The organism is Idiomarina sp. MD25a (genome assembly GCF_001870515.1).
Taxonomy (GTDB): domain Bacteria; phylum Pseudomonadota; class Gammaproteobacteria; order Enterobacterales; family Alteromonadaceae; genus Idiomarina.
This window is the reverse complement of record NZ_MDGT01000003.1, coordinates 655,653-677,728: the sequence shown is the minus strand read 5'-3', so window position 1 is coordinate 677,728 and position 22,076 is coordinate 655,653. Positions and strand designations below refer to the sequence as shown.

General features: G+C 50.1%; 23 protein-coding genes. 5 read left to right on the top strand and 18 right to left on the bottom strand.

Annotation, left to right across the window (positions count from 1 at the left end):
• Positions 1-675, bottom strand: a complete 675-nt coding sequence (gene ccmB / locus BFR57_RS07230; protein WP_071463326.1) for a heme exporter protein CcmB — start codon at positions 673-675, stop codon at positions 1-3.
• The gene (ccmA, locus tag BFR57_RS07225; protein WP_071463325.1) at positions 675-1,358 is read right to left on the bottom strand and encodes a cytochrome c biogenesis heme-transporting ATPase CcmA; all 684 of its coding nucleotides are present in this window, start codon (positions 1,356-1,358) and stop codon (positions 675-677) included. Before ccmA ends, ccmB begins: the two co-directional genes overlap by 1 nt.
• Before the next feature lie 117 nt (positions 1,359-1,475).
• Here ccmA and BFR57_RS07220 point away from each other — a divergent pair, with 117 nt between their 5' ends.
• Positions 1,476-3,200: a flagellar hook-length control protein FliK gene (locus BFR57_RS07220; protein ID WP_071463324.1), complete on the top strand. Its 1,725-nt coding sequence runs from the start codon at positions 1,476-1,478 to the stop codon at positions 3,198-3,200.
• Positions 3,197-3,475 (top strand): EscU/YscU/HrcU family type III secretion system export apparatus switch protein, encoded by a 279-nt coding sequence (locus BFR57_RS07215; protein ID WP_071463323.1) that lies wholly within the window; start codon positions 3,197-3,199, stop codon positions 3,473-3,475. Before BFR57_RS07220 ends, BFR57_RS07215 begins: the two co-directional genes overlap by 4 nt.
• Here BFR57_RS07215 and BFR57_RS07210 read toward each other — a convergent pair.
• From BFR57_RS07210 to flhA, 12 genes are read right to left on the bottom strand one after another with little or no spacing between them, the layout of a single operon-like run.
• On the bottom strand, positions 3,472-3,933 hold the full coding sequence (locus BFR57_RS07210) for a DUF2802 domain-containing protein (protein ID WP_071463322.1): 462 nt from the start codon (positions 3,931-3,933) through the stop codon (positions 3,472-3,474). The two genes, BFR57_RS07215 and BFR57_RS07210, sit on opposite strands and share 4 nt — an antisense overlap.
• A 9-nt stretch (positions 3,934-3,942) precedes the next feature.
• Entirely contained in the window at positions 3,943-4,446 is a 504-nt protein-coding gene (locus BFR57_RS07205) for a chemotaxis protein CheW (RefSeq protein WP_071463321.1), read from the bottom strand.
• A gap of 1 nt (position 4,447) precedes the next feature.
• Positions 4,448-5,302 (bottom strand): chemotaxis protein CheW, encoded by an 855-nt coding sequence (locus tag BFR57_RS07200; protein WP_071463320.1) that lies wholly within the window; start codon positions 5,300-5,302, stop codon positions 4,448-4,450.
• Positions 5,303-5,310: 8 nt separating this feature from the next.
• Positions 5,311-6,084, bottom strand: coding sequence for a ParA family protein (locus tag BFR57_RS07195; RefSeq protein WP_071463319.1), 774 nt, complete (start codon positions 6,082-6,084; stop codon positions 5,311-5,313).
• Positions 6,085-6,087: 3 nt separating this feature from the next.
• A complete protein-coding gene (locus BFR57_RS07190; protein ID WP_071463318.1) occupies positions 6,088-7,248 on the bottom strand; it encodes a chemotaxis response regulator protein-glutamate methylesterase in 1,161 nt (386 codons plus the stop codon).
• A 15-nt stretch (positions 7,249-7,263) separates the two neighbouring features.
• Positions 7,264-9,408 (bottom strand): chemotaxis protein CheA, encoded by a 2,145-nt coding sequence (locus BFR57_RS07185; protein WP_071463317.1) that lies wholly within the window; start codon positions 9,406-9,408, stop codon positions 7,264-7,266.
• 13 nt (positions 9,409-9,421) lie between these two features.
• A complete protein-coding gene (locus tag BFR57_RS07180) occupies positions 9,422-10,162 on the bottom strand; it encodes a protein phosphatase CheZ (protein ID WP_071463877.1) in 741 nt (246 codons plus the stop codon).
• A gap of 11 nt (positions 10,163-10,173) precedes the next feature.
• Complete coding sequence (gene cheY / locus BFR57_RS07175; protein WP_006954899.1) at positions 10,174-10,557, bottom strand: chemotaxis response regulator CheY; 384 nt, start codon at positions 10,555-10,557, stop codon at positions 10,174-10,176.
• Positions 10,558-10,593: 36 nt separating this feature from the next.
• Positions 10,594-11,319, bottom strand: a complete 726-nt coding sequence (locus BFR57_RS07170) for an RNA polymerase sigma factor FliA (RefSeq protein ID WP_071463316.1) — start codon at positions 11,317-11,319, stop codon at positions 10,594-10,596.
• Complete coding sequence (locus BFR57_RS07165) at positions 11,312-12,184, bottom strand: MinD/ParA family protein (RefSeq protein ID WP_071463315.1); 873 nt, start codon at positions 12,182-12,184, stop codon at positions 11,312-11,314. The genes BFR57_RS07170 and BFR57_RS07165 overlap by 8 nt, the downstream gene beginning before the upstream one ends.
• A gap of 48 nt (positions 12,185-12,232) precedes the next feature.
• A complete protein-coding gene (gene flhF, locus BFR57_RS07160; protein WP_216096905.1) occupies positions 12,233-13,558 on the bottom strand; it encodes a flagellar biosynthesis protein FlhF in 1,326 nt (441 codons plus the stop codon).
• Positions 13,559-13,579: 21 nt separating this feature from the next.
• Positions 13,580-15,718 (bottom strand): flagellar biosynthesis protein FlhA, encoded by a 2,139-nt coding sequence (gene flhA / locus BFR57_RS07155; protein WP_071463313.1) that lies wholly within the window; start codon positions 15,716-15,718, stop codon positions 13,580-13,582.
• A 162-nt stretch (positions 15,719-15,880) separates the two neighbouring features.
• On the opposite strand from flhA, the gene BFR57_RS07150 reads away from it, so the two are divergent.
• The 3 genes from BFR57_RS07150 to BFR57_RS07140 are packed head-to-tail and all read left to right on the top strand — an operon-like array spanning position 15,881 to position 17,303.
• On the top strand, positions 15,881-16,300 hold the full coding sequence (locus BFR57_RS07150; RefSeq protein ID WP_071463312.1) for a hypothetical protein: 420 nt from the start codon (positions 15,881-15,883) through the stop codon (positions 16,298-16,300).
• Complete coding sequence (locus BFR57_RS07145) at positions 16,291-16,953, top strand: hypothetical protein (protein ID WP_071463311.1); 663 nt, start codon at positions 16,291-16,293, stop codon at positions 16,951-16,953. The genes BFR57_RS07150 and BFR57_RS07145 overlap by 10 nt, the downstream gene beginning before the upstream one ends.
• Complete coding sequence (locus BFR57_RS07140; RefSeq protein ID WP_071463310.1) at positions 16,950-17,303, top strand: type II secretion system protein; 354 nt, start codon at positions 16,950-16,952, stop codon at positions 17,301-17,303. The genes BFR57_RS07145 and BFR57_RS07140 overlap by 4 nt, the downstream gene beginning before the upstream one ends.
• On the opposite strand, the gene ispH is transcribed toward BFR57_RS07140, so the two are convergent.
• Genes ispH through ileS form a run of 4 tightly spaced genes read right to left on the bottom strand, consistent with a single transcriptional unit; the run spans position 17,278 to position 22,029 of the window.
• On the bottom strand, positions 17,278-18,207 hold the full coding sequence (gene ispH / locus BFR57_RS07135) for a 4-hydroxy-3-methylbut-2-enyl diphosphate reductase (protein WP_071463309.1): 930 nt from the start codon (positions 18,205-18,207) through the stop codon (positions 17,278-17,280). The two genes, BFR57_RS07140 and ispH, sit on opposite strands and share 26 nt — an antisense overlap.
• An 18-nt stretch (positions 18,208-18,225) precedes the next feature.
• Positions 18,226-18,666, bottom strand: coding sequence for an FKBP-type peptidyl-prolyl cis-trans isomerase (fkpB, locus tag BFR57_RS07130; protein ID WP_071463308.1), 441 nt, complete (start codon positions 18,664-18,666; stop codon positions 18,226-18,228).
• A gap of 2 nt (positions 18,667-18,668) precedes the next feature.
• Positions 18,669-19,184 carry a signal peptidase II gene (gene lspA / locus BFR57_RS07125; protein WP_071463876.1) on the bottom strand — a complete coding sequence of 172 codons (516 nt, stop codon included), beginning with the start codon at positions 19,182-19,184 and terminating at the stop codon, positions 18,669-18,671.
• A gap of 10 nt (positions 19,185-19,194) precedes the next feature.
• Positions 19,195-22,029, bottom strand: coding sequence for an isoleucine--tRNA ligase (gene ileS / locus BFR57_RS07120; RefSeq protein ID WP_071463307.1), 2,835 nt, complete (start codon positions 22,027-22,029; stop codon positions 19,195-19,197).
• Positions 22,030-22,076: the final 47 nt, after the last annotated feature.

Here is a 22,076-nt window from a genome sequence, read left to right as displayed (position 1 = left end):
TTAATTCACACTCATTCTGACGCCCGCGGCCACGGCCAGCGGTGCTAATGTTACTGTTAATACGGAAATGGCGGCTAAAATAGCCAACTGTCCGTGCACAGCCATGCCCATTCCCGCACTCTCTACCGCCGACGTAGCGAATATCAGTAACGGAATAAACAATGGCAATAAAATTAAACTGACTAAGGCACTGCCTCGTTGCAGCGGCAACGTCAGCGAAGCGCCGATGGCAGCCAAGGCACTCAATGCCGGCGTACCCAACAATAGTGAAAGGCTTAACGCACCATATGCGGAGGTCGGTAAGCTCAACAATAAAGCCAGCAGCGGCGAGAGTATCACTAATGGCAAACCACTCAATAACCAGTGCGAAACCATTTTTGCGCTCACTGTAAAGGCGAGCGGCTGCGGCAATAAACACAGCTGTTCGAGCGACCCATCGGCATAATCATCTTTGAAAATACGATCCACGCCCAACAAGGTAGCTAACAACGCCGCGACCCAAATAATGCCCGGTGCAATACGCGCTAAAATATCGGGTCCTGGTCCAACGCCGAGCGGGAACAAAGTAATCACCATGAGCAAGAAAACCAGTGGGTTGATCGCGTCTGAACGTCGTCTTGCTGCGAGACGCAGATCCTTACTCAACACTGAACGCCATAACTGCACTGCGGTCATCACGCGGCTCCCATGGCATTGGCGTAAACTTCACCTAAATGCAACTGCTGTGGATTCAAACTCGCCAGCGATAACGCCTGATGCGAGGTCATCACGATACTGCCACCTTGACTTAAGTGCTCGCTAAAGCGTTGCTCAAGCAAAGCGATACCTTTTACGTCCAACGCGGTAAAGGGTTCATCGAGAATCCATAACGGTGCTTGGCTATGCCATAACCGCGTCAGTGCCACGCGACGTTGTTGCCCGGCTGATAACCGCCCCGTCACTTCATCTTCCAATCCGAGTAGCCCGATGGTTTCGAGTAGACTCCAGTCATCCATGCTGTCTTGTCTGGCACCCTTATCGCCGCTTAAGCGACGTTGCCAATAGACATTTTCCAACGCTGTCAGCTCGGCTTTAACCGCGGGTTTGTGACCGATAAACAAGAGTTGCTGATGGTAGGCACTACGGTCATACTGTATTGAGTGATTGTTAAACTCAATGCTGCCAGTACTGCTCGGCATTAGCCCGGCAAGCATACGGAGTAATGTCGACTTACCGGCGCCATTGGCACCAGTAATTTGCCAGAGTTCGCCAGCATGAACCTCAAAAGAGACCTGCTCGAACAAGGTACGCCCGCCGCGAACTGAGGAAAGTTCGTGCGCTGTAAGTCGGGGCAGAGGTTCTGTCGTTTTATGCTTCATCAAGGCTGCGGCAATGTCTGCAAATGATGTGTAAATTGGCTCGAGTTTACCACAATATTTGCCGAAAAAGCCATGTAAAACGGTCGCTTTTCATGATCTGGGTAAGGGCAGTGCGTCATGCAAATTAAACAGCTATTACAACAAATGATGCAGTCGTTGGCGACGCCGTCAAACTCGGCGACGACAACCGCGTTGAATACCCCGCAAGCGGCTGTTTCACAAGCGCAGCAGAATGCCATGCAAAGCGTATTTAATGCGCTGACGACACAATTGAATAGCTCGACTCCGCAGCCCCAGCAGTTTAACCCCGCGCCAGTTAACGGTCAGTTAACTATCACGCCACAGGCCCTAGCAGCGGTAAAACAACAACTGGAGCAAGTCGTACTGCGTGCCACGGGAGATGCTCAACCGCCAGTAACACCTAAAGCTCAAAGTGCTGTGATCAGCCGTATTGTTGAACAGCTAATGCGCAGCGACGCGCGTATCAGTGTGCCGCTGCGACAGCAGGGACAAATGACTGCCTCGCCGAGCTCGAACGTATCCAATAAGATTGCAGTACCATTGACTCAACTACCACAACCCATACGACAAGCAGTCAGTGAGCAGTTACAACAGGTGCTCACACAGTGGGTGAAAGTCGCGCAGGCTAAATCGACAGCAACGCCTTCAGCCCTCACGCCATTACCGATTCAGATTAACGCGATAAAGGTGAGTCAGGGTCAACTGACGATGCAACTGCAAACGCCGTCTAAAGTAGTTAGCGAAGTGAGTGTTCCCTTACAACAAATCCCCCAGCCCATCGCGCGTGCATTGCTTCAACAAATGACTACTTCGGTCCCCAGTCAAACGCAACAGACCGCAGCAACTGCGCCCACATCGACTGTACCGACGACGCCAGCACCAACAGCGCCCACGGTGGATGGGCGATTAGTGAAGCAAACGCAAACGCTGACACCTGCGCAATTGACCCAGTTTTTACGCCAAGTCACAGAAATCACACCGCAACAGCAGCCCGAGGTCAAACAGCTACTAACGCAAACACTCGCGCAACTCCCCAAAGGCGAGCAAATGATGCATCCCCAACAACTTGCTAATTACGTCAGTGATTGGTTTGCTGCTAAACCGGTCAGTAGTCAGCCCAATCAACAGTTAGGCGTGGTCGGTAAATTGATTATCGCACTGTTAGGTATTCGTATGCAGGCACAACAAAGCACGCAGCCACAGGCAGCTAAAGCACTCAGCCAAGCCATACTGGATCAGATTATGCGCGGACCTGGTGAGGCACGGGCGGGCGACGATCGGGTATTGATGCCACGTCCGCCCATGACTGCAGAAGTACGTGAACGCCTTAACGCGCAATTACTTCAGCAGCCAGCGGCACAGTTGCAGCGCTTGTTGAGCAACCTAGCGCAAACAATGAATAGCGCACAAAGCAGTCAAATGCGCTTGCAAGACAGTCCGGCGCAACAGCCCGAATTTTATCTGATGCTGCCGTCGCAAAATCCGAGCAGCCAAACCGGCACCGAACTGCTGATCAAACGGGAGTCAAGTGGGCATAGCGATGATAAAAATGAGCGTTCAGTGTGGTTATTTAATTTGCGCTTTGAGCTTAAGCAATGGGGGCCGATGTTAGTCAAGGGACGTTACCAAACCGCTGGCACTCGCGTGCAGTTCTTTACCGAATCAGAGGCAGCGCAGCGGCACTTGCAACGCCAACTCCCAGAGCTTGAACAACGGCTTGCAGGTTTAGATGTCGCAGCAGTGGATTTTCAGATCAAGCAAGGCAAAGTGCCTGACAGTTTGGCACAACAACACAGCGGTATTATTCGGGTCACGGTATGAGCGAGAACAATAAACAAAAACAAGCCATTGGCTTATCTTACGATGGTTTAAATGCACCGCAGGTCATCGCCAAAGGCTTTGATGAGCTTGCCGAAGAAATTATCGAAGTCGCTAAGGCCCATGGCGTCATGGTGCATGAAGATCCGATGCTGTCGGATTCCCTAGCACGGCTGAATGTAGGCGAAGAAATTCCGCGCGAGCTCTATGTGCTCATCGCGGAACTGATTGCGTTTTCGTATTTATTGGACGGAAAATTTCCGGATAGCTGGTACTAACTGCGCTTATGCATAGCTAGCATCAGCTCCGCTTCAGCACGCGGTAAATCACAGGCTTGCATCAAGTCATCGACACTCGCCCCCTGCTCCACCAGTTTCGCTGCCCGTTGATACAGCTTTATTTCAGGCTCTTGTTGCTCGAGCTGCTGCAAAGTGGTGGCAAATTGCTCTTGTTGGCTTTGCTGTTGTTGTTCAAGCTGTTTTATGGCGTGCTGTTGCTGTCTTTGCCACTGCGCTATATCTTCGCGTAGCTTGCTGACAGCCTCGTCATCGGCGGCCGAGCGCCGAGGTTTTGGTTGCTCTTCTAAAGCGCCCAACGCCTCGGTGAGCATCAATAAACGCTGTTGCTGGCGTTCGAGCAATTCTGTGTGCTTGCGGCTGGTCATTACCGCCACAATAAGAGCAACAATTGCTAGCATCAGCGCTGCCGATGCCAGCCAAACTGTAAGTGAGGTCATTAACTATTTTTATCCTAACCGCGAAATTTCATCCCATTCTTCGTCGGTCAGCATTTTATCTAAGTCGACTAGGATCAACAACTCGCCCTCACGGTTCGAAACCCCTTGGATAAAGCGCGCGCTTTCTTCGGTGCCGACATTCGGTGCACTGTCGATTTCCGATTTTTTCAGATAAACCACTTCGGCGACACTGTCGACGAGAATACCAATGACCTGCTTATCCGACTCGATAATTACAATACGCGTGTTATCGGTAATCTCGTTCTCTGGCAAGCCAAACCGTAGTCGTGTATCGATCACGGTCACCACGTTACCGCGGAGGTTGATAATACCTAGCACATAATCGGGCGCTCCTGGAACAGGCGCGATCTCGCTGTAACGCAGCACTTCTTGTACCTGCATTACATTAATTCCGTAGGTTTCTTCCTCAAGTTGAAAGGTTACCCACTGAAGCACTTCATCATTGCTATCGGCTTCAGCTTGTTGTTTCGTTTTACGGTTTTCAGTTGCCATGCTATGACTCCGATTCATTTTGTGGGTCGATTTGAGTATGACCCAAGCCTTTATCCAGCAGTGTAATTAAAGCATTCACATCGAGTAACGCACACATTCGATCGCGCACCACGCCCGCTAACCACGGCCGCTTTTGATTAGGACCGTTACGCCATTGAATGGCGTCCGGTTGTAAGGGCTCACTATCAACCAGCTCCTCGCACAACAGGCCCCAAGGACTGTCACTCAATGTGATCATGTATTCATAATTAATCTGTTCTTCTACCTCGTCGGTGAGCTTTTCTGGCATCACCCAACGTGCGGTATCTACCGCTTGTAGCTTGGCTCCACGCTCGTTCATGATGCCTTTAAACCAACTCGGCTTGCCAATTAGCGGGCTGATTTTACTTAACGTATGTATACCGCCTAAGCTTTTCAAAGGTACCGCTAAGGTTAATCCGGCCACCTTAAAAAACAGCGCCTGGAAATCATTTTCTTGATATTCCATCATCGCGTCGGTCGGCGGTGACGTCGCGCCGCTATCTTCCATATCGGCGCTAACTTCGGTTTCTGTAACCTCAGTCGGTTCAATTATTTCCGGTTCTGGCTCTGGTTCTGGCTCTGGTTCTGGCTCTGGTTCTGGCTCTGGTTCTGGCTCTGGTTCTGGCTCTGGTTCAGGCTCAGGCTCCGACACGACTTCAGGTTCGGGCTCGGGTTCAGGTTCGGGCTCGGACTGCTGCACAGCGGGCGTGGCTCGTTCAAGCAACGAGCGCACCGGCGAGTCATCAAAATCAACCGGCGGCGCTTCTTCTTCCAACAACAACGCATCCAAATATTCGGTCATTGCTTGTTCACTGCTGTAGTTCGAGCGACTCACGTGACCTCCTATAGATGTAATTGCTGTAAATAAGTCAGCAATGTTTGATAGGCCAGCACGCCCCGCGATTGTGGCGCAAACATCGATGGCGGTAACTGCTCATTACTGGCATCACGAAACTTTGTATCAATTGGGATCATGCCGTTCCAGACACTTTTCCCGTAACGCTGCGCCACTTTTTTGTAGGTTTCTAGCGATGCGCGCGTCCGTTTATCGTACAACGTTGGAATAATAGTGTATTGATGAGCATGCCCGCGTGACTTTTGGATAAGCGCGAGTGTTCGCATCATACGTTCTAAGCCCTTAAGTGCAAGCGGTTCGGTTTGCACTGGAATGAGCACGCGTTCGCAGCATGCCAAGGCATTCACCATTAATACGCCCAGCACTGGAGGTACATCGATTAAAACATAATCATAACGGTGTTCCACCAACGCTAAGGCACGTTGTAGGACCAATCCCATGCCCCCTTGAGTGCCAAGCTTTCTATCTAGCGTAGCAAGCGCCATGCTCGCGGGCATGACATCAAGATGATCATGCTCAGTCGGAACGATCGCCTTTAAAGTGGTTTGTTTATCGACATCTTTGCCCATGGCAAACACGTCATACGCAGTTGCCTCGACCCCTTCGGCATCAATACCGAAATAAAACGTCAATGACGCATGTGGATCGATATCAATACATAACACCCGTTGACCTCGCTGCTGCAACAAGCCGGCTAGCGCCACCGTTGTGGTGGTCTTGCCTACGCCGCCCTTTTGGTTTGCGATGGTCCACACGTGCATGGGCTAGTCTCCGTAACCGACTTCGGTCAGTAGCGCACTGCCCATTTGATTAAGACTGACATTACGTGATGAAATACCGGCACTGGCGACCGCTTGTGGCATACCATAGACCACGCAGCTCGCTTCATCTTGTGCCCATATTGTTGCGCCCTGATCTTTCAACATGCGTGCTCCTTCTCGGCCATCAGCACCCATGCCTGTCAAAATAACACCCAACACTTTGCCACCATAAACTTTCGAGAGGCTGGCAAAGGTCAAATCAACACTGGGCTTATAGGTTACGCGGCCGGAATTATCCTCGCGCACGCGCAAACGCGCTGCGCCTGCACGACCTTCAACAAGCATCTGCTTGCCACCCGGTGCTAAATAAGCCACGCCCGGCTGTAAACTGTCGCCATCTTCTGCCTCACGTACGCTAATTTTACAAAGCCCATCTAACCGCTGCGAAAAGGCTTTAGTAAAAGCAGCCGGCATATGCTGCACCATCACAATCGGATAGGGAAAGTTTGCCGGGAGCTGGGTCAATATCTTTTGCAGTGCGACCGGCCCACCGGTCGATGTGCCAATTGCCAACACCTGATACGCGCGATTAATCGTAAGGCGTTCGGTCGTAACACGGGTAGTGGGTGGCTCGGGCTCTCGCGTTGAGCTCCGTGTCGGTGGTGGCGTTTTGCGCGCAAACCGGTTGAGCGACGGGCGTTCGCTAGTCGATTCAGTTGCACGCGTCGTTGCCGAAGGACGCGAAGGTGTTGAGCGGCGCACCGCCGGTTTCCCCGCGATAGCTATTACACGATCTTGTAGCGTCTTTACCGCTTCCTCACGATTACGCGCGACATCTTCAAACTTTTTCGGTAAGAAATCGGCGGCTCCGGCTTCTAATGCATTCAATGTCGCCGTTGCACCCTCGTGGGTAAGTGAGCTGAACATTAAAATAGGACACGGCGCGTCGCGCATGATTTCGCGGACCGCATCGATGCCATTCATGACGGGCATCTCAATATCCATGGTGATCACATCGGGACGTAAGCTCTTTGCTTGTTCCACCGCTTGACGCCCGTCATTAGCCGAGCCAATGACCTTTATCTGGCTGTTGCTTTCAAGAATCTCTGTTACTCGGCGTCGGAAAAACGCCGAGTCATCGACCACTAAAACACTCACTGTCATTTTTAGTGTTACCCGTTATCGTTTTGCGTAGTACTTCAGCATGCTCGGTACATCGATAATCAATGCGATACCACCATCGCTGGTGATTGTTGCACCGGCCATACCTGGCGTACCTTGCAATAACTTATCTAATGGCTTGATGACGACTTCTTCTTGACCGATTAACGCATCAACAACAAAGCCGACTTGCTGGTTGCCGATTTGAACGACCACCACATGACCATTTTCGTTGCGCTTGTTACGCTCAGGCGTACGGGTCAGCCAGTGCTCTAAGAAGAACAGTGGAATAGCGCGTTTACGCACGATCAGTGTCAGTTGGCCATCGACGGTATTGGTCTTCGACATATCAAGATCAATAATCTCACTGACCACTGCCAACGGTAACGCAAAAGTTTGCTCTTTCACTTCGACCATTAAGGTTGGCAAAATAGCGAGGGTCAGCGGTACCTTAATTAGTAATTCTGTGCCTTTACCAAGCTCTGAATCGATTTTAATGCTGCCGTTGAGCTGACTAATTTTGGTTTTCACCACATCCATGCCCACGCCACGACCTGAGATATCGGATACTTGCTCTTTAGTTGAAAAGCCCGCCGCAAAAATCAGGTTGTAAGCATCTTCGTTGGATAAACGAGCCGCTGCATCTTCATCAAGCACACCGCGTTTAATCGCAATTTGCTTGAGCTTTTCAGCATCCATGCCGGCACCGTCATCCTTGATAGACAGCATAATGTGATCGCCTTCTTGCGACGCCGATAAAGTCACAGTTCCTTCGCGCGGTTTACCCTTCGCTTGGCGGTCATCTGGCATTTCGATGCCATGGTCGACAGAGTTACGCACCAAGTGCACTAGCGGATCCGCCAATGCCTCGACAAGGTTTTTGTCGAGATCGGTATCTTCGCCGTACATTTCGAGGTTAATTTCTTTCTTCAAGCTACGCGCCAGATCGCGCACGACACGGGGGAAGCGACCAAAGACTTTCTTGATGGGCTGCATGCGTGTTTTCATCACCGCGCCTTGCAGGTCACCCGTAACCACGTCGAGGTTAGAGATGGCTTTACTCATCTCTTCGTGTTTTTGATCGTCATTATTGCTCAAGCTCAATAATCGGTTACGCACCAACACGAGCTCACCGACCATATTCATGATTTCATCGAGTCGTTTAGTATCCACGCGCACCGTGGTTTCGGCAGGAGGCGGTGGTGGCGCAGCGGCTTTCTTTGCCTCTGGCTTCTTCGGCTCTGGTTGTTTAGCTTGCGGTTTTTTCGGCGCTGGTTTTTGCGCTTCTGGTTGTTTAGCAGCCGCTTTATCAACCTTAGGCGCTTGTCCTTTGCCGTGTAAATCGTCTAACAGCGCTTCAAATTCATCATCTGTGATTTCATCGCTATCGCTCTTACTAACAGACTTCTGCTCTTCTTGCTTTTTCTCAGCACTGGTCGGTGCTTTACCTGAACCATGCAGCTCATCCAGTAAGGCTTCAAATTCATCATCGGTGATTTCGTCGTCACCGTCTTTGCTACTTGCTTTACTTTGATCTTTTGACGGCTCACTACCTGACGATTTATTGGCACCGGGTCCTTGCCCTTTGCCGTGGAGTTCGTCAAGTAAGGCTTCGAATTCGTCTTCTTGGATGTCGTCGACGGAGGCATCGTCTGCCGTGCCAGAGGCGCTAGGTACGTCGGTATCGTCGTCGGTTTCGGTGTCGGCGGAGGCATCGCCTGTCGCGCCAGAGGCGCTACGTACGTCGGTATCGTCGGCGATTTCGTCTTCCGATTCGGGTTGGGAAAGCTTGTGCAGCGTCTCGAGTAGCTCGCTATCGGCCGCTTCGGGTTCTTCACGCGCTTGTAATTGAGCAAACTGGGCATTAATGGTGTCCAACGCTTGCAGGATCACATCCATCAAGTCAGCCGAAACAGAACGTTGACCATTACGTAAGGTATCGAAAACATTTTCCGCACCGTGACAGGTATCAACCAACGCGGAAACCGATAAGAAACCGGCCCCACCTTTAACGGTGTGGAAACCTCTAAAGATGGCGTTTAGGAGCTCTTTGTTCTCGGGGTCGTTTTCTAATTGAACGAGTTGCTCGGATAACTGCTCGAGGATTTCTGCCGCCTCGATCAAGAAATCCTGTAAGATGTCTTCGTCCATCTCAAAGCTCATGCGCTGCTCTCTCCTAGAAACCTAAGCTAGATAATAAATCGTCTACGTCATCCTGATTCTCGACGACATCATCACGTTGTTCTGGGTTAATCACAGGTCCTTCTGCTGCACTCTTATCGACTGCTTTTACATTTTGTTTAGCTTGAGATTTCTGTTCCTCACCAAACAACTTGAGAAGTTCGATCAAATTTTTCTCGACATCTTCTACGAGCTGAATCACTCGACGGATGATTTGACCGGTAATATCTTGATAATCTTGCGCCATTAACACTTCGGTCATTAAGCCATGAATTTGCGGCATATTTTGACCACATTCACGCATTAACGCATCGACTTGGTGACACATTTCTTTGAATTCGTGCAACTGAATATCGTTACTCATCAACCGCTGCCAAGCCGGCATGACTTGTTCGACGCGCTGATGCATTTCGTCAGTCATCGGTAAGCAGGCTTCGACCGCATCCATGGTTCGGTTAGCAGCGTCCTCTGTCTTTTCGATAACGTATTGCAGACGGTTTTGTGCGTCGGGCAGGTCATCCTGCGTTAACTGCATAATCCGCGGATCGAGTTGGAAATCTTGCAGTGCTTCGTGGAGATCGCGAGTCAGTTGCCCTACCGACGTGAAGAGTTTGTCATCACGCTCCTCGCGAAAGTCGTCAAGCCATTGATCGGCTTTGGCTTGCTCGCCCGCTTCTAGCCATTCAACCAGTTGCTGCGCTTGCTGGAGCGATATATTTGCCGATGATTTTGACATAACCGCACTCATTAACTGATGCGTTCAAAGATTTTATCGAGCTTCTCTTTCAACGTGACAGCTGTGAAAGGTTTAACGATGTACCCATTAACACCCGCTTGTGCGGCTTGAATAATCTGCTCGCGTTTAGCTTCTGCGGTCACCATCAATACCGGCAAGTGCGCGAGGTCATCGTCTTTACGAATTTCTTTAAGTAAGTCGATACCTTGCATCCCTGGCATGTTCCAGTCAGTGACAACAAAGTCAAAGTCACCTTGCTGGAGCATCGGTAAGGCGGTGTTGCCATCGTCAGCTTCTTGGATGTTGGTAAATCCAAGGTCGCGAAGAAGGTTTTTGATGATTCGTCTCATTGTTGAAAAGTCATCAACAACAAGAATTTTCATGTTTTTATCCAAAGCTCCCTCCACTTGGGCTCTCGATTACTACGACAATTACTCAACCCAGCTTTGCATACGCGTTTTTAAGCGCATCATCGCTTGGCTATGAATTTGACTAACACGTGATTCACTCACGCTGAGCACTTCCCCAATTTCTTTTAGGTTCAGTTCCTCATCATAATACAACGAAAGCACTAAGGCTTCACGTTCAGGTAAGCCAGAGATGGTGTCCACCAGTGCGCGGTGAAACGCATCGTTCTCTACATCCTTTTGCGGCTCATAGTTAGTGCCTGTTACTTGTTCAGGCACGATGACATCTTCCGAGACGCCCAGGTCTTCGATGCCAATAATTCGTCCCGAGTTAACATCACGCAGAATAGCGTGGTATTCCTCAAGCGACATTTCTAACTTTTCCGCAACTTCCGTATCTTTAGCATCACGCCCCGTGTCATTCTCGACTTGGCGGATCGCTTCTAGCACACGTCGATGGTTACGATGCACCGACCGTGGTGCCCAATCGCCGCGACGGATTTCGTCGAGCATAGCACCACGAATACGAATGCCAGCAAAAGTCTCAAAACTTGCGCCTTTGCTGTTATCAAAATTTCTAGCTGCTTCCAATAAGCCAATCATACCGGATTGGATCAAGTCATCGACTTGTACGCTCGCGGGTAGGCGCGCCATCATGTGATGCGCGATTCGCTTCACGAGCCCCGTATGTTGCTCGATAATCGCTTGACGATTATCAGCATGGGCACTGTAAACAGCGGCTTTATTCATTGGCAACATCCTGCTTCTTACCGTTATCGGCCGATCCTATTAATTGTTCAAGAAAAAATTCCAAATGCCCGCCTGCTTGCGCAGGTACCGGCCAGTCAAGCGCACGCTGCGCAAGGGCTTTAATGGCTAATGAGGCAGGCGAACGAGGCTGCATAAGTACTAATGGCTTTTGCTTTCGCACCGCCAAACGAATGTTATCGTCAAACGGGATAATGGCGGCTAATTCTAACGCGACATCCAAAAACCTATCAGTGACCTTAGTCAACTTATTAAACAGCAATTGGCCTTCCCTTAGGTTACGCACCATATTGGCAACGACTTTAAACTTGAACACATCCTGTTCTTTGCTGAGCACTTTCATCAGTGCGTAAGCATCGGTAATTGAGGTCGGCTCATCACAAACTACTAGCATTACATCTTGAGCAGCGCGGGCAAACCGCACAACGGTATTACCGATACCCGCTGCGGTATCAATGACCAACACGTCAAAGTCACCTTGTAGGTCGCTAAAAGCGCGAATCAACTCGGCGTGTTGCGTTTCGTCAAGGTCAATCATCGAACGGGTGCCTGAAGTGGCCGGTACAATTTTGATACCTGCAGGGCCTTCTATCAGGATGTCTTTGAGTTCGGCTTGCCCACTGAGCACATGAGAAAGATTCTTTTGCACGCGCAGTCCGAGCATGACATCGACATTGGCGAGACCTAAATCAGCGTCTAGCACCAATACCCGTTTGCCTTGCTCTGCCATTGCAATCGCCATGTTTAAAGAGATGTTGGTTTTACCCACACCGCCTTTACCACCCGTTACTGCAATGACTTTGACTTTACTTTGTTTCATCTTTCTTAAGCCACTAGCTTGATCCATGCGCTCTAACTCTTACTGCTGGTTAATGCTTGATTAATCGATGACCTTTTATTGAACGGCCTGCCAATTTGATTTTGGCATGTCTGACACATTCGAACAAATGCTTTTATCGTATAAGCGCTCCGCTTCGGTGACCATGTAGTGCTCGTCGGCCACGCGAATGTCTTCTGGTACTTGCTGTCCATGGGTTAAGTAACCCACCGCAAGCCCTTGCTCGATGGCAACACTGATGCTTTCACCTAAACTTAAACACTCGTCTAGTTTAGTAAAAATGCATCCTGCCAACGGCAATGTTTTGAACTGCTTAACCGTATCGTTCAACACCTGTGTTTGTGATGTTGAAGATAATACCAAATATGGACGAATTCTTAGACGTTTATTCTGTAATAATTGCGCGAGTTGTTCACTTAAGCGTTTATCGCGCTGCCCCATGCCCGCGGTATCTATCAAAATCAGGCGTTTGTCGCGCAATGTCAGCATCGCATCAGCCAACTCTTTGGCATCGTTTGCCACCTTAACTGGACAACCAATAATACGGCCATAAACTTTCAGTTGCTCGCTTGCGCCAATACGAAACGTATCGGTGGTAATCAACGCGACTGAGTCAGAGCCGTGTCGTTGTGCGTAACGGGCTGCTAACTTAGCAATAGTCGTTGTTTTACCCACTCCGGTCGGCCCCACTAAAGCAACCGCGCCGCCACGAGTCAAAATATCGTCATGGGTGGTGTTAAGCTGGCCTTCCAATAATTGCAATGATTGCTCCCAGCTATCTTCGATGTCATCGCCTTCGGGGATAAAGCAGGCGATTTGATCGGCAATCCGTTCACTCACACCCATAGTCATGAGACGTTGAGTCAGTAAAGCGCGCATTGGCTCTTCGCGCTCAATTTCTTGTTTCATCAAGCCGCTCAACTGATGTTGCAGCAAATTCTGAACCCCCTTGATTTGCGCTCGCAGTTCTGCGATTTCAGCAGCGCTACCGCCGCCGACATAGTCAGGGATATCAACTTCGGGCTCATCGGGTACCCGGGTCGCTTCGGCGCTGGCTTGGACCGACTCAGTTTGAGGCTCGGGTGCCGGCTTTGGTTCTGCATTGCCTGCCTGCATCGCTGGATGTTGCGCCTGGCGTGCCAAGATTTCTGCCAGCGAGTTTGCTGGCTCAGCATACCGTTCCGACTCATCGCTCTGCGCTGCCGACTCGACTGCGGGTGCCGCTGCTTGCGATGCTTGAGGCTCTGCATCACCATCAATTGCAGCGACAATCTCAACGCCACCGTTTACCTTTTTATTCGACATGATAACGGCATCCGGTCCAAGCGTTTCCTTAACTTGCAATAAGGCACGACGCATATCCTCAGCAAAAAAGCGCTTCATTTTCACAGGTAAATCCCCCTATCACTGAGCCGCTGGCTGTTGTTGGCCGCCAATCGAACTCACAATTCGAATCTGTTTATCATCTGGAATTTCTTGGTAACTCAGCACCCGCATTCCGTCAGTTGCGTGACGCGCGAAACGCGCCATCGTTGAGCGCAATAGCCCTGATGTCAGTAACACCGATGGCTCGCCGTTCATCTCTTGTTGTTGATGAACCTCTTTCAACGATTGCTGCAGGCGTTCTGCCAAGCCAGGTTCGATACCTGCGCCTTGCTGTTCGGCTTCATTGCCTGCGGCTTGCAATGACTGATGCAACATCTGTTCCAACTCTGGCGCCAAAGTAATGACAGGCAATTCTTGTTGCCCTTCGGAGATGTCTTGAACGATGAGCCGACGTAAGGAAATGCGTACCGCGGCGGTCAACACATCGGTGTCTTGTGTGCGTCCTGCATATTCGACAAGCGTCTGTGCAATGGTCCGCATATCCCGGATAGCGATGCCTTCGTCGAGCAGGTTTTGTAAGACTTTGACAAAGTTGCCGAGTGACAATAAATCGGGTACCAAGCCCTCGACCAGTTTAGGATGACTGCGACCCAAACGATCCAGTAGCTCTTGCGCTTCTTCATGCCCTAATAATTGCGAGGCGTGGTTTGTGACGATTTGACTCAAATGCGTGGCAACAACCGTTGCTGCATCAACCACGGTATAGCCCATGGTTTGGGCGTTTTCGCGTTGTTCTGGTTTAATCCAAATCGCTTCGAGGCCAAACGCTGGATCAGTGGTCTTCTCACCTTCTAATTCACCAAACACTTGGCCTGGATTAATCGCTAATTCACAGTCATGACGAATATCCGCCTCACCCATGGTGACTCCCATGAGCGTGATGCGATAGCTATTAGGACCCAAATCGAGATTATCGCGGATATGCACAGCCGGTACTAAAAAGCCGAACTCTTGTGATTGCTTCTTCCGCACCCCTTTAATGCGCGACAACAGTTCACCACCTTGGCTTCTATCAACGAGCGGGATCAAGCGGTAGCCTACTTCTAAGCCGAGGGTGTCAACGTGACGCACATCGTCCCAGCTCAACTCTTTTTGTGCTAACTGTTGCTGTTGTTCTTGTTGCTTTTGCTCAACTTGCTCAGTTTCTTGAGTTTCTGCATGACGCATTTTGTAATAAGCGGCGCCCGCGAGCACTGCAGACATCGATAAGAAAGCAAAGTGCGGCATACCTGGAATAACGCCCATAGCAAATAGCACTGCACTTGAAATGACAAGCACTTTGGGGTTGTTAATCAGTTGAAATACAACCGCTTCACCCATGTCCTTGGTATCATTTTCACGGGTGATGATGATGGCGGTTGCGACAGACAATAACAGTGCCGGAATTTGTGCAACTAAGCCGTCACCGATAGTAAGCAGCGTGTAGACTTCAATCGCTTGCCCAAACGACAAGTCATGCTGGATCATGCCGATTAAGAAGCCGCCTACAACGTTAATCAGTAGGATTAAGATGCCGGCAATGGCATCTCCTTTTACGAATTTACTGGCACCATCCATCGAGCCGTAGAAGTCAGCCTCACGAGTTACGTCGCTGCGTCGCGCTTTCGCTTCCTCTTGATTAATAAGTCCGGCATTCAAATCTGCATCAATGGCCATCTGTTTGCCCGGCATGGCATCAAGGGTAAAGCGCGCAGTGACTTCAGAAATACGGCCGGCACCTTTGGTGATTACGATAAAGTTGATGATGACCAAAATGGCGAATACCACCAGACCGACAGTATAGTTACCACCGATGACCACACTACCAAAAGCCTCAATAACACTACCGGCGGCGCCAGGGCCCTCGTGACCATTGAGTAACACGATACGGGTTGATGCTACGTTCAATGATAAGCGCAATACGGTCGCTATCAGCAATACCGTAGGAAATGCGGCAAAATCGAGCGGACGTTGGGTGTAGACCGCAACCAGCATCACCACCAATGAAAGAGTAATTGAGAATGAAAAGAGGATATCCAACAAGATAGGTGGAATGGGAAGCACCACCATCGCGAGTATCGCCATCACCGCCAGCGGGGTACCGAACCCTTTAATTATGTGCGAGTTAGCTTGCGCCAGCCCTTTTAAATTGTTCAGTCTTGCAGCACCACTTGCCATACTTCTTTTCCTGCGCGTCAAAAAAATGATTCTCTGACTAACTGATACAAATTCTGTGCCAACAAAATACAGCTATCACTTACGCATCTATCGGACGTCTCCGCTGGCCGTTTATCGAACGGAGGTTTAGCTTTTCTGAGGGTTATTTTTGGAGAACGATTAATGCCAAGTAGTTTACTGGAGTGGACTGTGTGTTCGCTGTTGAGCCTGTTATTGATGAGTGCAGGTGTCCCTGCTATGCAGCACTCAACCGCACAACTCGAAGCGCGAGCGCTTGGGCTGCGTGGCTTGAGCTTGCTGCAAGCTTATCAAGCACGTGCGCAAGCGCAGCAACAACATGTTGAGATTCCGCTCTCTGCCATTCAACACGCACTTAAAACTGACGGTTGGCAGTTTTCCAGTAATTTTAATGATCACAGCCGACCGCTGACTTTTTACGCGCCACAAGGGTATGCTCGTGCAGGCCGCTTAAGTATGCAAAAGGGTGAGCTAAAACTGCACTGGATTGTCAGTGCTATCGGACGGATAAGATACTGTAGCGCAGGCGATGTCGAAATAGTTGGTATGACTTCATGTGCATAAAAATCAATCTCGATGGGCCGCGAAAAGCACGCCCTTGGGGGTTTGCACTTATTGAGCTACTTGCGGCTTGTGCCCTAATGGCCCTATTAGCAGGTTCGTCAGTACAGGTCATACTGTGGCAAACCACGTCAATCAATCAAGCGTTGCAGCAACCTCAGGCGCAGCTTGCTTTGCAAGGTCTAGCGCTACAAATTGGACGTGATCTGTTACGCAGTGAACAGGTCAGGCAATTGACTTCGAGCTCCCAACAACGCTGTTACGTGCTGACGATACACACAGGCGAGCAGGTTGGTTATCGCTTGCGCGCTGGGGCGTTGCAATACCATGGTGATGCCTTTGATTGTGCCCAGCGCGGCTGGCAAAGTCTAACCACAGCGCAAACACTCAGCCTGACCCAGTTTAACATTCGAATACATGCGCCCGGTTACCAGATCACCCTCGCCACGTCGGCACACTCGATGAGTTTTCCTTTATTCAGTCCTGCACCAATCAATCGGAGCGTGTTTGATGAGCAGCTTTATTACGCCCCTTCTGTCCTTGATTGGCATACATGCATTGATCATGCTCTTTGCCACCGAACACCTGAATCTATTAACGCAACGTTTCGCCTGGCAATGGCAACAATACGAGCAGCTACAACAACGCGCTTATGAACAGGCTAAAGCTCAAAGGTTCAGCACTTATCGAAGCGATGATAATGACGGTCGTGGTGAGCATATCGCTAGCGAGCGGCTTAAGCATGGTGCAACTTACGCACATGGAAATCCGCAGATTACAGGCACGGCAACACGCATTGGAACTACTACAAGCGGCACAAAATGATTTATTGGCGGCTATCGGGGAAGGAAAAGCTCGACACTGGCAGCCCCCCGTTGAGGCAATAACACTTAAACAAGAATGGCACTCGGCACGGCAAGCCACGTTCTGGCTTGCCCATGCTAATTTAGAGGGAATTATCCCAATTTATGTAGAGCTGACTACCGAAGATCTGGCGGAATACTAAAGATGATGTTTTCCTCGCGCCCTTCTCGTTCAGTCACGGTTTCACCGCCCCAATTGCGTAACTGTTCGATAACCTCGCGCACCAATACCTCCGGCGCTGAAGCACCTGCGGTCACCGCCACACGATCAATATCGTTAAGCCAGTCGCGTTGGATGCCACTGGCATCATCAATCAAGTAAGCAGGTGTGCCCATTTTCTCGGAAAGCTCACGCAACCGGTTTGAGTTTGAGCTATTCTTGGCACCGACCACCAACATTAATTGCGCTTCTTCTGCTAATTGACGTACCGCATCTTGTCGGTTCTGTGTGGCATAGCAGATGTCGTCTTTACGAGGCCCGTTAATGTTAGGGAAACGCACCCGTAAGGCATCAATCACATCCGCCGTATCATCGACAGATAAGGTGGTTTGACTCATGTAGTGCAAATTATCCGCATCTTTTACTTCGAGCGTTGCGACATCCTCGGGAGATTCGACTAAGTAAATGCCGCCCTGCGGATTGGCATACTGCCCCATAGTGCCTTCAACTTCGGGGTGTCCGGCGTGACCAATGAGCACACACTCGTGTCCTTTACGACTGGCGCGTGTCACTTCCATATGCACTTTAGTCACCAGTGGGCAGGTTGCATCAAAGACTTTTAAGCCGCGATCTTTGGCATTCTGGCGAACCGCTTGTGAAACGCCGTGCGCACTAAAAATAACAATCGCATCGTCGGGCACTTCATCGAGTTCTTCGACAAAGACAGCACCCGCATCACGCAATTTATTCACCACATATTTGTTATGTACCACCTCGTGGCGCACGTAAATGGGTGGCTCAAATATCTCTAATGCTCGCTCGACGATGGTAATCGCGCGATCCACGCCTGCACAAAAGCCACGTGGGTTGGCGAGTAAAATTTGCATAATTCCTCCGTGTGCCCGTTACGGCTCCACGCTGATAATTTCAACTTCGAAAACCACAGTTTGACCAGCCAGAGGGTGGTTAAAGTCGATAGTCACCGTAGGACCTTCGATTTTCCGTACAATCCCTGGTAACTCGGTGCCATCAGGCTGAGTGAACGCGAGAATAGCGCCCACTTCAGGCTTGGTCTCGTCACTAAACTTGGCCGAATCAACATAATAGTAGTTATCAGGGTTCGGTTCACCAAAGGCGTCTTGTGGTGCCAGCGTAAACTCGCGCTCACTGCCTGGACGCAGTCCAATTAAACAGGCTTCGAAGTTTTCGGTTAGGCTACCGTCACCCATACGAAATTTCGCTGGTTTTCCGGACATCCGCGTACTATCAGCCACCGAACCGTCGCTCAGTTTAATGGTAAAATGCATGACCACTTCACGGCCATCTTCAATCGGTAAACGTCCCACGACTACTCCTTACCTTTCGTATCTTCGGGATCTCGACGGTTATCGATAAACGCTTCTAACAACATCAGCACCGCACCAATGGTAATCGCACAGTCCGCCACGTTGAATGCGGGCCAATGCCAGCCTTGATAATGCACATCTAAAAAGTCGATAACATAACCGAACAAGAATCGGTCTGTCACATTGCCAACGGCACCCGCCAAGATCAATGAGAATGACAAATTCTGACGCCAAAAACTCACATCATTACGACGCAACCAGATGAGCAACACGATACTGACGGCGACCGCGATTAAGGTAAAGAACCAGCGTTGCCAGCCACCGCCATCGCTTAGAAAGCTAAACGCAGCCCCATAATTGTGCACATACGTCAGGTTAAACAAGCCGTCAATAATGATACGGCTTTCGTAAAGTTCAAAGTCACTCGCAACCCACCATTTGGTGAGTTGGTCGAGGATAAAAATAGCCAAAGTGATCCACAAATACTGTAGACCCGATGCGCGTTTATTAGGTTTCATCGCTTGAGCATTAGGCAAAGTGACGCTCCTCCCCAGCACCATCAATGTTGCTCACGCAACGTTGACACAAGTCTGGATGTTCGTTGATTTGACCCACTTCTTCACGATGATGCCAGCAACGCTCACATTTTTTGTGAGCACTTGCAACCACAGCGACGGCGAGCGGTAATTGCTCAGCTTTTACCGCGCTCTCAGGTGCATCCGCAAGGTCCGCGACTGACGCTTCTGAGGTCAGTAGCGCAAAACGTAACTCTGCACCTAAGCGTTTCAGTTTTTCGGCCAGTGCCGTATCCGCATATAAGGTCACTTCAGCTTGCAGTGAGCCACCAATCACATCGTCACGACGCGCTTGTTCAAGCGCTTGGTTAACCGCATCACGTACATTCAGAAGCTCAATCCAGAAGGTATTTTCCTCGCTGCTCACGCCGGCAAACTGCTCAAAGCCTTCATACCATGCCTGAGTAAATACGTATTGCTCACGTTCACCCGGCAACAGATCCCAGATTTCTTGCGCGGTAAAGCTACAAATCGGCGCCATCCAGCGTACTAACGCCTCAGCAATATGATGTAATGCGGTCTGACACGAGCGGCGCGCCAGACTATCGGCTTTAGCGGTATACTGACGGTCTTTAATGATATCCAGATAGAAACTACCCAGTTCAATCGAGCAGAAGTGCATCAGTTTTTGCACCACCGACAAGAATTGGTAGTTATCGTAGGCATCCACCAGTTGCTTCTGTAAGTCAGCTGCGCGTCCAACAATCCAGCGATCAAGCTCGACCATCTCGTCCATCGGCACTTGATGCTGCTTAGGATCGTAACCGCTCAAGTTCGCTAGCAAGAAACGCGACGTGTTACGGATACGGCGATACGCATCGGCTGAACGCTTAAGGATCTCATCCGATACCGTCATCTCGCCTGAATAGTCTGCCGAAGCGACCCACAAGCGTAGGATATCGCCACCGAGTTTATTCATTACATCCTGCGGCGCGACCACGTTACCGATTGACTTCGACATCTTGCGGCCTTGCGCATCAACGGTAAAGCCGTGCGTCAGCACTTGGCGGTATGGCGCTTGTTCATACATCGCGACGCCCGTTACCAATGAGCTTTGGAACCAGCCGCGGTGTTGGTCAGAGCCTTCAAGGTATAAATCAGCCGGCCAGCTTAATCCTGGGAATTCACGTAATACACAATGGTGAGTCACACCCGAATCGAACCAAACATCTAATGTGTCAGTGACTTTACGATACTGGTCAGCTTCATCACCTAACAAGGTCGCCGGATCAAGGTCAAACCATGCCTGAACACCATCTTTTTCAATAAGCTGAGCCACTTTTTCCATCAGCTCAAGCGTATTTGGGTGGAGTTCTTCAGTTTCGCGATTGACGAAAATCGCAATCGGGTTACCCCACGTCCGTTGACGCGAGATACACCAATCCGGGCGGCCCTCAACCATGGACTCGATACGGCTTTGCCCCCACTCAGGCACCCAACGCACTTGCTTGATTTGCTCAAGCGCTTGGCTACGTAAGCCTTTCTGATCCATACTGATAAACCACTGTGGTGTAGCACGGAAGATAATCGGCGTTTTATGCCGCCAGCAATGCGGATACGAGTGCTTATAACGCTCAGCGTGCATCAAGTTGCCTGCATCACGTAAGGCATCGATGATAGGCTCATTCGCCTTGAACACGTGCTGTCCAGCAAAGCGCGGCGTATCTTCTTTGTAAACACCGTTGTCGCCAACTGGGTTATAGACTTCTAAATCGTATTTTTGACCCACCAAGAAGTCATCCACACCGTGGCCCGGTGCGGTATGCACACAACCTGTACCACTCTCGGTGGTGACATGATCACCCATGATCACCGGCACTTTGATATCAAATAATGGGTGGTCGAGCTGCAACAGCTCAAGCGCTTTACCTTTGCAGAAGCCCAACTTGTGATAATGATTGATGCCCCAACGGTCCATACAATCATTTACCAAGTCACTCGCAAGAATGACACGCTCAGCCTGTTGGTCGTCAGTTGCTTCGATTTGCACTAACGCGTATTCAAGTCCTTCGGCAAGCGTTACTGCACGGTTAGCCGGCATGGTCCATGGCGTGGTGGTCCAGATCACCATGCTCAGTTTGCCTTGACCTTGATGTCCTTCTGGCGTCGTGAACGCCGCCAGTGCTTTGTCGCTATCCGTGAGCGGCATACGCACATCGATGGCTGGTGACTCTTTATCTTTATACTCGACTTCTGCTTCGGCTAATGCTGAACCACAGTCCGTACACCAATGCACAGGCTTAAAGCCCTGATGCAAATGACCTTTATCGATGATTTTAGCAAGCGCACGCACACTATCCGCTTCTTGCTTAAAGTTCATCGTTAAATAAGGGTTATCCCAGTCACCCAATACACCCAACCGTTTGAAGTCTTCACGCTGCTGATCAATCTGCGTCTGCGCGTAGTCACGACAGTGTTTACGAAACTCCGCCAAGTCGAGCTTCTGACCCGGTTTGCCGTGCTTTTTCTCGACTTGCAGTTCGATAGGCAAGCCATGACAGTCCCAGCCTGGGGTGTAAGGTGCATCAAAGTCGCTTAGGGTTTTCGACTTGATAATAATGTCTTTAAGGATTTTATTGACCGCATGACCAATGTGGATCTGACCGTTTGCGTACGGAGGTCCATCGTGCAAAATAAAACTCGGTTTGCCCTGTTTGGCTTTACGAATCTCGCCATAGAGATCGTCTTGATACCATTGTTTGAGCATGCCCGGCTCGCGTTTCGCGAGATTTCCGCGCATTGGGAACGCCGTTTCCGGCAAGTTTAATGTGTGCTTATAATCACTCATGGGTCACTGTTTCCATTTTCCGCATATTTACTGACTATCGTGGCCGA